Genomic DNA, 14,144 nt, shown 5'->3' on the forward strand with positions numbered 1-14,144 from the left:
TCCCGGTCCAGGTTCAGGCCAGCGGCGAGGCGACCGTGAACGAGGCGTCGGAGGCGAACACCGACGTCGACTCGCGCAGGTCCAGCCGCATCTCGTAGTTGTAGTGGCGCAGGTAGCGCCCGGGCAGGTTGTACGACTCGAACGAGGTGCTCCCCCCGCCCGCCAGCCCCGCCCGCCCGCAGAACGTGGCGTCGCCCTTGAAGATCGCTGAGCCGTCGTCGCGCTGCAGGGTCAGCCGCAGGTTGTAGTGCCGCAGGTAGTAACCGGGCTGGTTCACCGACTGGAAGGAGTAGCAGCCGGAATGGGCGAGCCCGGCGGTGACGGTGAACGTGCCGGACTGGCGGTCGGCCGGCGGGCTGGAGGCGGAGAGCGGGTCGAGGTAGGCGAGCTGGTCGCGGTGGCGTACGTACCGGTCGGGGAAGTTGGCCGAGCGCAACGACCGGTTGCCGGTGGGCACCGCCGTCGCGTCGCCGGAGTCCTCGCGCAGCACGGTGAAGTGCCTGGCCGTCCCGGACAGGCCGGGCAGCTCCACTTTGGCCCCGAACGACGACAGGTTCGAGCTGTCGGCGTAGTAGTAGCGCCCGCTGGTGTAGTTGTCGAAGTAGATCCGCCACCTGCCGTCGGGCAGCCGCGTCAACGCCGGGCCCTCCAGGCCCGAGCCCCAGCCCGCCCAGTTCCCCGTGCCGGTGAACGTCCACGGCCCGCTGAGTGAGCCGGCGGTGGCATGCTCGATGTACTTGGTCGTCTCGTTTTTCAGGAAATTGTGGTATGTGGAGCCGACCTTGACGACGAAGCTGTCGATGTAGTTCGCCGGGATGCCCAGCGTGACAGGGGCCGTCCAGGACGACAACGCGCTGTTGGTGGCAGTGATCCGGTACGGCCGGAACTGCCCTGCCGTGCCCGTCGTGGACGCCGAGAAGATCACGTGCACGCTGCCGTCGGAGTCCTTGAACCACTCCGGCGCCCAGGTGCTGCCGGTGGCGCCGTTCAGCCCCACGGTGACGTTACGCAGGAACGTCCAGGTCACGGCGTCGGCGCTGCGGGCGAACCCGATGGTGTCGCCGGTCCAGTTCGTCGTGTGAACGAGGTAGTAGTAGCCGTCGGTGTGCCGCATGACGCTCGGGTCGCGGATCAGCCCGGACGGCGGCGTGTAGGCGTTGGCCCTGATGAGGTTGTAGGTGGTGGCGTTCGCCGAGTCGTAGACGTACATGTTCGACTGACTCGCGTTGGTGAACGCGGTCATCAGGTAGTGGGGCGCGGGCCCGACGGCGTGGGCGGGCGGCGCGAAGGCGATGGCCGCGACGGCGACGAGCACCGCCACGAACGCCCGGCGAACGCTTCGAGGTGTACGCATCCAGCGGCCCTCCGCAGTGTTAGCGTTAACAGCCACGCATGCGCCGAGGATGGCGCGGTGCGGGCATTCGTATCCCGGGCCTCAGCGATCGTCAATGCCCGCATGCCGGACTTGCAGCCCGTGTGCAGTCCTACCGCGCGGCGTGCAGCTCGTGCGCGGCCCTGATCGCCTGGTCGGCGAAGGCGAGCACGTCGCGCCTGCGCTCGAACGGCGAGCCGTACATGGAGGCCCTGGGCGTGCCGAAGTGCTCGCCCAGCCCGCTGAGCGCGCTCGAGATCGTCGGCAGCGCGGTGTCCTCCTCGCGCAGGCGCAGCGCCTCGTTCACCACGCGGTGCCAGCGCTCGGGGAACGCCTCCAGCGCGTGCCTGCCGGCGCCCGTCTTGGACGTGATCTCGCCGGTCGCCAGCGTGTAGTGCAGCCGGGAGACGCCCGTCACGATCCACACGGTGCCGTAGCTCCCCAGGCAGGCCAGCCCCCAGGGCGCGGCCAGGCGGGAGGCCCGGGTCACCAGGCGTCGCCAGTAGCGGTCGAGGTTGCCGTCCGTCCAGGCGGCCAGGGCGGCTGGATCTTGCCAGATGTCCAGCTCGTCCGGCTTGGGGCCGCGACAGGTCAGGCCGTGCCTGGCCAGCGTGTGCCAGGTGACCGGGTTGAGGTAGCCCCGGGGGTGGAGCTTCCCGCCGTACGCCCGAGGGCGCGACCCCAGCTCGGAGGGGTCCCGGCGGAGGTCGTCCCAGGTGAGGTAGCAGCCCTCGAACGGGTACGCGCCCAGCCGGGTGTGAATGCGCTGGAGCACCTCGAACGACGGTTCGGCGGCCGTCACCGCGACGAAGTCCACGTCGCTCGTGCCGGGCCGGTAGTCGCCCAGCGCCGCGGAGCCCTCCAGGTAGAGACCCTCCACCAGCCCGGGAGCCTCCGCGTCGGCCACCGACAGGTAGGTCTCGACAATGGCATCGATCTTGGGGTAGGGCGTCATGGCCGCCCAGCCTGCCACAAGGGGGGTCGCCGCCTCATCACATTCCACAATCCTAGAATTGCCGGGTGAATGAGGCATACACCCCTGAAGACCTCAAGGCAACACACGATGGGATTAAGTGGGCAGATGTCCCGCCAGGTGTCATCCCCGCCTGGGTGGCCGACATGGACCTGCCCACCGCCCCCGAGGTGATCGAGGCCCTCCAGCGCCGGGCCTCCGGCGACCTCGGCTATCCCGCCTGGCTGGACAAGCCCACCGCGGGACCGCTGGCGGAGGCGTTCGCCGAACGCATGACGAACCGGTACGGCTGGCCGGCCGACCCCTCGCACGTGCGCTCGTTCAACGACCTCAACCAGGCGCTCCAGGTTCTCCTCCAAGTCTGGACCCGGCCCGGCGACGGCGTCGCCCTGCACACCCCGGCCTACCACCCGTTCCTGACGACGCTGAACGTCATGGAACGCCCCCTGCGCCCCATCCAGGTCGAGCCCGACGGGGACTCGTGGCGCTTCGAGGTGCCGGATCTCGCGGGCTGCCGCGTGCTCCTCCTCGTCAACCCGCACAACCCGACCGGGCGCGCCTTCACCCGCGAGGAGCTGACCGCGCTGGCCGAGCAGGCCGAACGCCACGACCTGCTGGTCCTCGCGGACGAGATCCACGCGGACCTCACCTTCGAGCCGAACCGGCACATCCCGTTCGCCACGATCCTCCCCGAACGCACCGTCACGCTGACGTCCGCCACGAAGGCGTTCAACCTGGGCGGCATCCGCTGCTCGGTCGCCCACGTGGGGCACGCGGGAGTCCGCAAGGCCCTGGAGGCGCAGCCGCCCTTCGTGTACGGCTCGGCGAACCTGTTCGGCGTGGAGGCAACGGTGGCGGCGTGGCGGCACGGGGACGCCTGGCTGGAGTCCACCCGCGCCCTGCTGGACCGCAACCGCCACACGATCGCCTCCCGCCTGCCCTCGGCCGTCGGCTACCGGATCCCGGAGGCGACGTACCTGGCGTGGCTGCACGTGGGCCGGCCGGGCATGGCCGAGGTGTACGAGCGGGAGGCCAGGGTGCGCCTGGTCGACGGCTCGGTCTTCGGGCCGGGCGGCGAGGACTACGTCCGCCTGAACTTCGCCACGACGGAGTCGATCCTCGCCGAGATCCTCGACCGTATGGCCCGCGTGACCTGAGCCGGCCAGGTCAGGGAAGGGGCGGGAGGTCGGGCGGGGTGGCGGCGGGCTGCTGCTCCAGCGCGGCCAGCGCCAGCTCGACCGCCTTGTCCAGCTGCGGATCCCGCCCCGCCGCCCGGTCCTGCGGCGTGATCACCACCTCGACGTCCGGCTCCACCCCGTGATTCTCCATCCCCCAGCCCTGGCCCTCGATCCAGAACGAGTAGCGGGGCTGGGTGACCCGGGTCCCGTCCACCAGCGAGTACCGTGAGTCGATCCCGATCACGCCGCCCCACGTCCGCGTGCCCACCAGCGGCCCGATCTCGCGGGCCTTGATGCCGGCGCTGACGATGTCCCCGTCGGAGGCCGCGAACTCGTCGGTGACCGTCACGACCGGCCCCCTGGGCGAGTCCTCCGGGTAGCGCATCGGTTCATACCCGCGGGCCCGCTGCCATCCCGTGACCTTGCGCGACAGCTTCTCCAGCACGAGCTCCGACAGGTGCCCGCCGCCGTTCCCCCGCACGTCCACGACGAGCCCGTCGTAGGCCATCTCGGTACGCAGGTCGCGGTGGAACTGCGCCCACCCCGACGCCACCATGTCGGGCACGTGCAGGTAGCCGAGCTTGCCGCCGGAAGCCTCACGGACGCGGGCCCGGCGGCTCTCCACCCAGTCGTGGTAGCGCAACTGGGCCTCGTCCGCGATCGGGGTGACCACGACGCGGCGCGGGTCCCCGCCGGAGGCGGGCCGCACGGTCAGCTCGATGGGCTGGTTCGCCGTGCCCGCCAGGAGGGCGAGCGGGCCGCGTACCGGATCCACCGGGCGCCCGCCCACCGCGACGATCGCGTCGCCGGGACGGACGGCCACCCCTGGCGCGAGCAGCGGCGAGCGGGCGGCGTGGTCGGAGGTCTCGCCCGGCAGGATGCGCGCGACCCGCCACACCCCGTCGTCGTCCCTGGACAGGTCCGCGCCGAGCAGGCCCTGGCGGCGGCGGAAGTCGTAGCCGCCGCCGTTGAAGGAGGCGTAGGCGTGGGAGGTGGCCAGCTCGCCCTGCGTCTCCCAGAGCAGGTCGATCAGCTCCGAGTGTGCGCCGATGCGCTCCACCAGGGGCTCGTAGCGCTCGAGCACGGCCTGCCAGTCGACGCCGTTCATGTCCTCGCGCCAGAAGTGGTCGCGCATGAGACGGCCCGCCTCGCGGAAGCCCTGCCGCCATTCGGCGACCGGGTCGATCTGGACGGTGACCCGGTCGAGGTCGATGTTGGTCACCTCGTCGCCCTCGGTGGCGGCGCGGGTCTGCAGACCGTTCTTGCCGTTGGTGACCAGCCTGCTGCCGTCCCCGCTGACCTCGAACGCCCGCACCTCCCTGCCCAGCTCGGCCCTGGCACGCTTCTTGAGGTCGTAGCGCTCCAGCACGATCTCGCCGGTGGACTCGGTGCCGTCGCCGAGCTGCCCGGCGAGCGGGTAGCGCAGCCAGAGCAGGGCGTCCTTGGCGCTACGCAGGTTGCCGTAGCGACCGGCGGGCACGGGCACCGGCACCACGCGCGAGGAGAGCCCGTCGGGATCGACCTCGGTCCGCGGCGCCTCGTCGTCCTTCTTGTCGTCCTTGGCGGCCTTGTCGTCCTCGCCGTTGAACCCCCGCCCCTGCAACGAGGGGTCGAACGGCGACGGCGTGGTGGCCTGCAGGGGCACGATGTACGGCTTGCACCCGACGGGGAACGACAGGTCGAAGACGTGCGCGTCGTAAATCGGATCGAACGTCCGGACCGACAGGAACGCCAGATGCTTCCCGTCCTTGGTGAAAACCGGGTTGTAATCGGCGAACCGCTCCGGCGTCACGTCGATCACCGACGTCCCGTCGACCCGTCCGATCTTGATCTGCGACAGCGGATCGTGATGCGGATGCACCCAGGCCAGCCAGCCCGAGTCGGGCGAGAACGTCAGCCCGTGGACGTCCCCCTGAGTGGTCCGGTCGAGCTCCCGGACGTTCCCCGATTCGAGGTCGACCACCAGCAGCCGCCCGTCGTGCGTGGCGAGCGCCGCGTGCTTGCCGTCGGGCGCGGCCTCGAGCTCGAGCACCCGCCCGAGCTGACCGGCGGCCAGCGTCCTGATCTCGCCGCCCGGCGTGCCGAGCTCCAGCCCGTCCTCCCCGCTGGCGTCCGACACCCACACGGCACGCCCGTCGGCGCCGAGCGCGCGCGGCAGGCGTACCCGCACGCCCGGCTGCACCCGCAGGGCGCCCGCGGGCCCGTCGCGGTGGGTAACCCAGTGCGCGGTGCCGCGGATCTCCACGGCGCTGGCCCGCCCGGTCGCGTCCGGCGAGAACGAGCCGACCCGCGTGGGCGCGGGGCGCCTGGCCCGCCCCGGTCGCGGCCCGCCCAGCTTCACCTCCAGCCGGTACGGCTCCGCGTCCAGGCTCTCCAGCAACCACAGGTCACCGGCGTGGCTGTAGATGACGCGCTCCCCGTCGCTCACGGCGTGACGGGCGTAGAACTCCTCATGAGAGCTGTGCCGGCGCAGGTCGGAGCCGTCGGGCAGGGCGGAGTAGAGGTTGCCGACGCCGTCGATGTCGGCCAGGAAGACGATCCTGTCCCCCACCCAGCTGACCGACCAGTACTGCGCCGCGCTGTCGGCGAACAACCGGGTGAACTCGCCGTTCCCCTCGGCGTCGACCCAGATCTTGCCGGCAGTGCCGCCCCGGTACCGCTTCCACTGGGACGGCTCGCGCCACAGCGATGACACGGTCGCCACCTGAGCGCCGTTCAGTGCCGCCTCGCTGACCCACCCGTACGGCAGGCGTGTGGCCGGTCCCCCGTCGAGCGGCACCGCGTACGCCCAGTTCCTGGTGCGCTCGCTCTCCCCCGCCGAGCTGATCGCGAGCACGTCGCCCTCGGCCGTCCACCCGCGCACCCCGGTCGTGCCGCTGCCCCAGTAGGTCAGCCGCTCGCCCTCGGGACCGTCGATCTCCGCGGCGAACACCTCGGGCGCGCCCTCCTTGCCGCTCGTCCAGGCGATGCGCGTGCCGTCGGGCGAGAGCCTCGGGTGCGACACCGGCGCCCGGTCGGCGGTGAACCGCCAGGCCCTGCCCCCGGACAGGGGAGCCAGCCAGATATCGTCGTCGGCGACGAAGGTCACCACGTCACCGTGCAAATGCGGGTATCTCAGGTATGCGCCATTTGTCACATGTGCACACTAATGCCAGACGCGAAAAGCCAACCCAAGAATTGTCCCCCGGAGAGCCCCGCCACGTCCCGCGAAAGGCCAAGTGCGGGGAGGTGCCAGAAATGCACGGCAAGGGCGTGCCGTCGCCGGCGGCGGGCGCCGTGCCGACGGAGATCTCCGGTCTGCCGCCGCTAAGGCGGACAAACCCGGGTAGCTCGGGACGCATGGTACAAATCGGCTACACCTTGATGTCCGAACAGACTCCGGCACGGGAGCTGGTCGACTACGCCGCGGCTGCCGAGCGGATCGGTTTCGACTACGCGGTCATCTCCGACCACTACTTCCCGTGGGTCGAGGAGATGGGGCACTCGCCGTACTGCTGGTCGGTGCTCGGCGCCGCGGCCCAGGTCACCGAGCGGATGCCGCTCATGACGTACGTGACCTGCCCGATCATGCGTTACCACCCGGCAGTCGTGGCGCAGAAGGCGGCCACGATGGGCGTGCTGAGCAAGGGCCGGTTCACGCTGGGCCTCGGCGCGGGCGAGAACCTCAACGAGCACGTCATCGGCGAGGGCTGGCCGCCGGTGGACACCAGGCACCGGATGTTCGCCGAGGCCATCGAGATCATCAAGGAGCTGTTCAGCGGCGACTATGTCACCTACCAGGGCGAGTTCTACGACGTGGACTCGGCCAAGCTCTACGACCTGCCGGACCGCCCGGTGCCCCTCGCCATCGCCGCCTCGGGCGGCGAGTCCGCGGAGATCGCGGCCGAGTACGGCGACGTGCTGGTGGTCAACGAGCCGATGCCGGACGTGGTCAACCTGTTCAACGCCGCGGGCGGGCAGGGCAAGCCCGTCTACGGGCAGCTGGCACTCGCGTACGACACCGACGCCGAGGCGGCCAGGCAGCGGGCGCACAAGCTCTGGCGGTGGGCGGCGTGCGGCGGCTGGAAGGTCATGGCGGAGCTGCCAGGCCCGGTGAACTTCGCCGCCGCCGCCAGCACGGTGCGTCCCGAGGACGTGGCCCAGAGCGTGCCGTGCGGCAACGACGTGAACGCGGTGGTGGAGGGTGTCAGAAAGTACGCCGACGCCGGGTACACGCACGTGGCGCTCGTCCAGGTCGGGCACGACCAGCAGCAGCCGTTCTTCGACTGGGCGGAGAAGGAGCTCCTCCCGGCCCTCCGCGACCTCTGACCATCCGCCACTGCCCGCCCGTGGACACCTGCGCGTGGGCGGGGCCGCCCGCGCGCAGGACGCTCTCCAGCCGGTCAGGCCGCCTGCGTGCAGGACGTGCGACCGGACCGGCGGGAGTGGTGGTTACGGGACGATGTTGACCAGCTTGGGCGCCCGGACGATCACCTTGCGGGGCGTGTTCGTCAGGTAGGGCGCCACCTTCTCCGAGGCCAGGGCCAGCTCCCGCAGCTCGTCCTCGCTGATGTCCGGCGAGACCTCCAGCCGGTCGCGCACCTTGCCCGCCACCTGCACGACGCACGTGACCGACTCCTGCACCAGCTGCTCGGGCACGGCCACCGGCCATCCGGCGAAGGCGACGGGACCGGTGCGGCCCAGCCGCTCCCAGCCCTCCTCGGCGGTGTACGGGGCCACCAGCGACAACATGATCGACAGCGTCTCCGCGGCCTCGCGCACCGCCGGGTCCCCTGCGCCGGGACCGGAGTCGATGGCCTTGCGCGTGGCCGAGGTCAGCTCCATCATGCGCGCCACCGCGACGTTGAAGCGCTGCGACTCGATCAGCTTGGTGACCTCGTCGATCGTGCGGTGGGTGACCTTGCGCAGCTCCACGTCGCCGCTCTCGAACGGCACGCCGGGCGCGCTGTCCACCTCCGACATGACGCGCAGCGCGCGGGCCAGGAACTTCTGCGACGCGGCCGGCGAGACGTCGGCCCAGTCGATGTCGTCCTCCGGCGGCCCGGCGAAGATCATGGTCAGGCGCACGGCGTCGACGCCGAAGTCGTCGATCTGCTGACCCAGGTCCACGCCGTTGCCCAGCGACTTCGACATGGCCTTGCCGCCGTTGATCACCTGGCCCTGGTTCAGCATGCGCCTGAACGGCTCGGTGAAGTCGACCATGCCCATGTCATGCAGGACCTTGGTGAAGAACCGCGAGTACAGCAGGTGCAGCACGGCGTGCTCGATGCCGCCGACGTACTGGTCGATCGGGCCCCACTTGCGCACCTGCTCGGGGTCGAACGGGCCGTCGGTGTAGCCGGGCGAGCAGTAGCGCAGGTAGTACCACGACGAGTCGACGAACGTGTCCATCGTGTCGGTGTCGCGCTTGGCCGCGCCGCCGCACTTGGGGCACTCGACGTTGACCCACTCGGTGGCGCTGGCCAGCGGGGAGACACCCTTGGGCGCCAGCGCCTCGCCGCGCATGTCGGGCAGCGCGACCGGCAGCTGGTCGTCGGGGACGGGCACCTCGCCGCAGTCGGCGCAGTGGATGATCGGGATCGGCGTGCCCCAGAACCGCTGGCGGGACAGCAGCCAGTCGCGCAGCCGGAAGTTGACCGCGCCCGTGCCCCGGCCCTCGCGCTCCAGGATCTCGATTATCTTGGCGATGGCCTCGGCCTTGGACAGCCCGTCCAGCGGCCCCGAGTTGACCAGCGAGCCCTCGCCCGGCGTGGCCTCGCCGGTCTCGCCCGGGTCGGCCAGACCGGTGTGCACGACCACCTTCACCGGCAGCCCGAACTTCAGCGCGAAGTCCAGGTCGCGCTGGTCGTGGGCGGGCACGGCCATGATGGCGCCGTGGCCGTAGTCGGACAGCACGTAGTCGGCCGCCCAGACCGGGATGCGCTCGCCGTTGACCGGGTTGATCGCGTAGCGGCCCAGGAAGACGCCGGTCTTCTCCTTGTCGGTGGCCAGCCGCTCGATGTCGCTCAGCTTGGCGACCTCGGCGCGGTAGGCCTCGAAGTCGGCGCGGTGCTCGTCGGTGACGATCTCGTCGGCCAGCTTGGCGTCCACGGCGACCACGAAGAACGTGGCGCCGAACAGCGTGTCGGGCCGCGTGGTGTAGACGTGGACCGGCTCGTCGCGGCCCTCGATCTGGAACAGCACGTCGGCGCCCTCGGAGCGGCCGATCCAGTTGCGCTGCATGGTCAGCAGCCGCTCCGGCCAGGCGTCCAGCTGGTCCATGTCGTCCAGCAGGCGCTGCGCGTAGTCAGTGATCTTGAAGTACCACTGCGTCAGCTCGCGGCGGATGACGTCGGCGCCGCAGCGCTCACACTTGCCCGCCACGACCTGCTCGTTGGCCAGCACGGTCTGGTCGTTGGGGCACCAGTTGACCAGGCCGCCCTTGCGGTAGGCCAGGCCACGCTCGTAGAACCGGTTGAACAGCCACTGGTTCCACCGGTAGTAGTCGGGGTCGCTGGTGTGCAGGCGGCGCGACCAGTCGAAGGAGATGCCGTAGCGCCTGAACGAGTGGGCCTGCGTCTCGATGTTGGCGTAGGTCCACTCGGCCGGGTGGGCGTTCCGCTTGATCGCGGCGTTCTCCGCCGGCAGTCCGAAGGAGTCCCAGCCGATCGGGTGCAGGACGTTGTAGCCCTTCTGCATCCAGTAGCGCGCGACGACGTCGCCGATGGCGAACACCTCGCCGTGGCCCATGTGCAGGTCGCCGGACGGGTAGGGGAACATGTCGAGCATGTAGCGACGCTCGCGCGGGTCCGCCGGGTCTTCGTTCGCCCGGTAGGGTTCCTGCTCCTCCCATCGCTGCTGCCACTTGGCCTGCAGCGCCTGCGGATCGTACTCACTCACGGCTACTGTCCTTCTGGCTTGATTCGGACCCATAAGAAAACCCCCCGTGCACACAACGAGGGGTAGCCGCGACGGCGAGAGACTTCAGGGCCGTCGCGGCCCGCTAAGAAGCAGGGTCGCGGAACGCACGTGTCAAGCGTAGCGCACGTCTTCGGCTGAATGCAGATCCTCGCCTGGGGTCTCCAGGCACAATGGGTTCTTCAGGTCCAGCGAGACCTGATGGTGATGTACCCGTTGTGCCTCATTCGTCCCTGAAGAATACCCTTGTCACCGTGGTGTACCCAGCTGAGCCCGATCGACCGGAGGTAGGCCTGCCGATGCAGGACCCGCCTACGGATCCTCATGGCTTCGCTAGTTTCGCTGCGGAACCACCTGCATCTCCTGGAAAATCCCATGAGATCATGCCTGGCACGTCAAATCCGGATATAACGGGTTATCCGGACACAACCTCGGGAGGCGCGGCAGCAATGGCAGTGGAGAATTCCGGACCCCACCTGCCACCGTCCTGGCCTGACGCGCCTCGCCGCGACGTATCCGGCTCCCCGGCGGACGAGGTCCCCATGTCATGGCCCGAGGCCCCGCGGCCCGCCCACCAGGATCCGTCGTGGCCCGAGCCGCCGCGCAACGACGACGTCTGGCCTGAGCCACCGCGCCGCTCCCGCTCCGAGCCCGCCCGCCACGAGGCCACGGGGCCTTCGTCGTGGCCCGACCTGCCCCCCGGCCCTTCCTCCTGGCCGGAGCCTTCTTCGCCGAGCACCTCTGGACCGTCCTCCTGGCCGGAGCCCTCTTCGCCGAGCACCTCCGGCCCGTCCTCCTGGGCGGACACGCCGCCGCAGGGCAGCACCGAGCCGTCCTTGCTGCCGGGAACGCCGCCACAGGGCGGCACCGGGCCGTCCTCCTGGCCGGACCTGCCGCCGCAGGGCGGACCCGGGGTGCCGGCCTGGCCTGACGCGCCGCGCCGGGACTCCGACCTGCCCGAGGCGCCGCACCGGGAGCCCGGCCTGCATGAGGCATCCCGCTGGGAGCCCGGCCTGCATGAGGCATCCCGCTGGGAGCCCGGCCTGCATGAGGCATCCCGCTGGGAGCCCGGCCTGCATGAGGCGCCCCGCCGGGACTCCGGACTGCACGAAGCGCCGCGCCGGGACTCCGACCTGGCTGACGTGCCGATGTCATGGCCGGATGCGTCCCCGCAGGACGTCCCCACCTCCTGGCCCGAAGCGCCGCCGCAGGGCGCCGCCGAACCCACTTCCCGAGTCGACGACCACCCTCCGGTCCCGGATCCGGTCCCGGCGTGGGCGCAACCGCCGGTCCCGTCCTCCGACTCCTGGTCGAACCTCTCCTCCCCCGCCCCCTGGCCGCCCGCCGAGCGGAACGCGGCCGACTCGCAGGAGGAGCGCACGGCGATGTACCAGATCGACGACCTCCCCCAGGGGGCGCACGCGCCGCCCCAGACCCACCGCGCCGAAGAGCGGACGGTCACGCACGCCCAGCACTCTGAGAACCCGCTCAACGACCGCGCCGCCCACGCAGCATCCCCCACCATGGACTCATCGAACGCCAGCACCACACCCCCCGCCGAGGACCAGAGCGCCCCGCGCCCCGGCTCCAATCTGAGCCGCGACCCCTCGGACCCCGACCGCCCGTTCGTGACCGCCGGCCAGATCAGCGGCTCCCGCACCCCGCCGCCCGAGCGCCAGCAGGAGCTCTGGAACACCGTCTTCGGCGACAACTACCAGGCCATGGGCGAGCAGGACTCCCTGGACGAGGAGCAGGGCAAGCCCATCTGGATCTACGCGCTCGGCGGTTCCGTGGCGATCGCGCTGGTCGCCGCGTTGCTGTGGGCGTTCCTCGCGGGCCCGCTGGCCAGCGAGGACCCCGCGTCCAACGCCGTGGCGGAGAACCCCACGACGTCGCCGAAGCCGTCCACCACCAGGTCCTCGACCACGATCGGCGCGCTGCCGAGATACGCGGGCAAGGCCGCCCCGGTCATCGGCCGGGTGCCCGACCCCGGGGCCGGCATCTCGCTGCCGCGTCTGGGCGGCACCTGGCGGCTGGACCAGCGCGTCACCGTCAAGGGCACGTACGGCTACGACACCCGCCAGTACGTCCAGGTCGCGCCGGAGAAGTACGCCCAGGTCCTGTCGGGCCCGCTGTCGCCGAAGCTGGCCTCGTACTACGAGAAGGACAACCTGGAGCCGGTCATCAAGCAGGTGGTGCTGGATGCCCGCAGGCGCTTCTTCCCCAACGGCAACAAGGTCAAGAAGATCGCCCAGCAGCCCATCAAGGTGGGCAACTCGACGGGACGCCTGATCGCGTACTCGCTGACGTCGGCGACCGAGCAGGCGACGATCGTGACGATGGCCGTCAACACCGGCGGCAGCGTCCCGGCCATCGTCTACATGTCGATCCCGTCGGAGAGCAAGCAGCTCATGCCCGACATCCACACGGTGAAGAACCAGCTGAGGCTGGGCACCCAGGGCTAGAAGCGGCACTCCATGTGCTTGATCCCGTTGATGAACATGGAGTGCAACCGGTCCGGGCTGCCGCCCTCGATGTGCGGCACCCGGCGCAGCAGCTCGCGGAACATCACCGTGATCTCCCGTCTGGCCAGGTGAGCGCCGAGGCAGAAGTGCGGACCGGGGCCGCCGAAGCCGACGTGCGGGTTGGGGTCACGGGTGACGTCGAAGCGGTACGGGTCGGCGAAGACGGCCTCGTCCCTGTTGGCCGCCCAGTAGAACAGGACCGCCTTCTCCCCCTTGCGGTAGAGGTGCCCGTTCATCTCGTAGTCCCTGGTGAGCTTGCGGCGCATGAAGTTCACCGGGGAGGCGAGCCGGACGATCTCCTCCACGGCCCTGGGCGCGCGCCCGTCGAGGTCCTCCAGCCAGAGCGCGCGCTGGTCGGGGTTGTTGGTGAGCAGGCGCAGGCCGTACGAGATGGCGTTCCTGGTGGTCTCGTTGCCGGCCACCACCAGCAGGATGAAGAACGACCCCAGCTCCTGCATCGTCAGCCGCTCGCCGTCGATGTTGGCGTTGACCAGGGCGGAGGTCAGGTCGTTCGTGGGGTGATCGGCGCGATGGGCGGCGAGGTCCTGGACGAGCTGCTGCAGCTCCATGCCGGCGCTGAGCAGGCGCTCGGCGAGCTGGTCGAGGTCGGCGCCGCCGTATTCGGGGTCGAAGCCGCCGAGGATGACGTTCGAGCGCTCGAAGACGAACTGGTAGTCCCGCTCGGGGATGCCCATCATGTCGCAGATGATCTTCAGTGGGAGGCGGGCCGCGACCTCGGTCACGAAGTCGCAGCCGGGCCCCTTGGCCAGCAGGTCGTCCACGATGGCGGTGGCCGCCGCCGCCACGTCCGCCTCGAACTGCTTGATCATCTTGGGGGTGAACGCCCGTGAGACGATCCTGCGCAGCCTGGCGTGGCGCGGGTCGTCCATGTTGATCATCGAGCCGAAGTACTCGGTGAACTCGGCGGGCATGTCGGGCACGTTCGTCGCGCCGCCGTCGCCCGAGCAGAAGACCTCGGGGGTGCGGCTGGCCTCGAGGATGTCGGCGTGCTTGACCAGCGCGTGGTAGCCGGGACCCTTGGGCGCGAAGTCGATCTCCATCTCCTCGAAGAAGACCGGGGCCTCCAGGGAGCGGAGCCGCTCGAACGCCTCCTCCCGCTCTCTCATGGGCCTGGCCCAGAAGTCGCGGTCCGACAGGTCGAAGTCAAGGACGCTCATGAGGCCATCATTCGAAAAAGC

General features: G+C 70.4%; 8 protein-coding genes. 3 read left to right on the forward strand and 5 right to left on the reverse strand.

Annotated features, from left to right (window positions below):
* Positions 1 to 13: 13 nt before the first annotated feature.
* Together ACIBVN_RS25915 and ACIBVN_RS25920 are read right to left on the reverse strand one after the other, a co-directional pair.
* Positions 14 to 1,354, reverse strand: a complete 1,341-nt coding sequence (locus tag ACIBVN_RS25915) for a glycoside hydrolase family 43 protein (RefSeq protein WP_397140495.1) — start codon at positions 1,352 to 1,354, stop codon at positions 14 to 16.
* Between the two features lie 130 nt (positions 1,355 to 1,484).
* Positions 1,485 to 2,327 (reverse strand): aminoglycoside adenylyltransferase domain-containing protein, encoded by an 843-nt coding sequence (locus ACIBVN_RS25920; RefSeq protein WP_397140497.1) that lies wholly within the window; start codon positions 2,325 to 2,327, stop codon positions 1,485 to 1,487.
* Positions 2,328 to 2,491: 164 nt separating this feature from the next.
* Here ACIBVN_RS25920 and ACIBVN_RS25925 point away from each other — a divergent pair, with 164 nt between their 5' ends.
* The gene (locus ACIBVN_RS25925; RefSeq protein ID WP_397140638.1) at positions 2,492 to 3,502 is read left to right on the forward strand and encodes a MalY/PatB family protein; all 1,011 of its coding nucleotides are present in this window, start codon (positions 2,492 to 2,494) and stop codon (positions 3,500 to 3,502) included.
* 10 nt (positions 3,503 to 3,512) lie between these two features.
* Here the strand turns inward: ACIBVN_RS25925 and ACIBVN_RS25930 are convergent, their stop codons facing one another.
* On the reverse strand, positions 3,513 to 6,611 hold the full coding sequence (locus tag ACIBVN_RS25930; RefSeq protein WP_397140499.1) for a S41 family peptidase: 3,099 nt from the start codon (positions 6,609 to 6,611) through the stop codon (positions 3,513 to 3,515).
* A gap of 251 nt (positions 6,612 to 6,862) precedes the next feature.
* Between ACIBVN_RS25930 and ACIBVN_RS25935 the strand changes: the two genes are divergently transcribed.
* Positions 6,863 to 7,831 carry a TIGR03557 family F420-dependent LLM class oxidoreductase gene (locus ACIBVN_RS25935; protein WP_397140501.1) on the forward strand — a complete coding sequence of 323 codons (969 nt, stop codon included), beginning with the start codon at positions 6,863 to 6,865 and terminating at the stop codon, positions 7,829 to 7,831.
* A gap of 123 nt (positions 7,832 to 7,954) precedes the next feature.
* On the opposite strand, the gene leuS is transcribed toward ACIBVN_RS25935, so the two are convergent.
* Positions 7,955 to 10,402 (reverse strand): leucine--tRNA ligase, encoded by a 2,448-nt coding sequence (gene leuS / locus ACIBVN_RS25940; RefSeq protein ID WP_397140503.1) that lies wholly within the window; start codon positions 10,400 to 10,402, stop codon positions 7,955 to 7,957.
* Positions 10,403 to 10,962: 560 nt separating this feature from the next.
* On the opposite strand from leuS, the gene ACIBVN_RS25945 reads away from it, so the two are divergent.
* Positions 10,963 to 12,885 (forward strand): hypothetical protein, encoded by a 1,923-nt coding sequence (locus ACIBVN_RS25945; RefSeq protein WP_397140505.1) that lies wholly within the window; start codon positions 10,963 to 10,965, stop codon positions 12,883 to 12,885.
* Here ACIBVN_RS25945 and ACIBVN_RS25950 read toward each other — a convergent pair.
* Complete coding sequence (locus ACIBVN_RS25950; protein ID WP_397140507.1) at positions 12,882 to 14,123, reverse strand: cytochrome P450; 1,242 nt, start codon at positions 14,121 to 14,123, stop codon at positions 12,882 to 12,884. The two genes, ACIBVN_RS25945 and ACIBVN_RS25950, sit on opposite strands and share 4 nt — an antisense overlap.
* Positions 14,124 to 14,144: the final 21 nt, after the last annotated feature.

Source organism: Nonomuraea sp. NPDC049400 (assembly GCF_044466425.1).
Classification (GTDB): domain Bacteria; phylum Actinomycetota; class Actinomycetes; order Streptosporangiales; family Streptosporangiaceae; genus Nonomuraea.

Excerpts from the sequence above, each read along its gene's own strand:
- ACIBVN_RS25935 (WP_397140501.1), top strand. The coding sequence starts at position 6,863 with ATGGTACAAATCGGCTACACCTTGATGTCCGAACAGACTCCGGCACGG.
- ACIBVN_RS25925 (WP_397140638.1), top strand. The coding sequence starts at position 2,492 with ATGGACCTGCCCACCGCCCCCGAGGTGATCGAGGCCCTCCAGCGCCGG.
- ACIBVN_RS25920 (WP_397140497.1), bottom strand. The coding sequence starts at position 2,327 with ATGACGCCCTACCCCAAGATCGATGCCATTGTCGAGACCTACCTGTCG.
- ACIBVN_RS25950 (WP_397140507.1), bottom strand. The coding sequence starts at position 14,123 with ATGAGCGTCCTTGACTTCGACCTGTCGGACCGCGACTTCTGGGCCAGG.
- ACIBVN_RS25915 (WP_397140495.1), bottom strand. The coding sequence starts at position 1,354 with ATGCGTACACCTCGAAGCGTTCGCCGGGCGTTCGTGGCGGTGCTCGTC.
- ACIBVN_RS25945 (WP_397140505.1), top strand. The coding sequence starts at position 10,963 with ATGTCATGGCCCGAGGCCCCGCGGCCCGCCCACCAGGATCCGTCGTGG.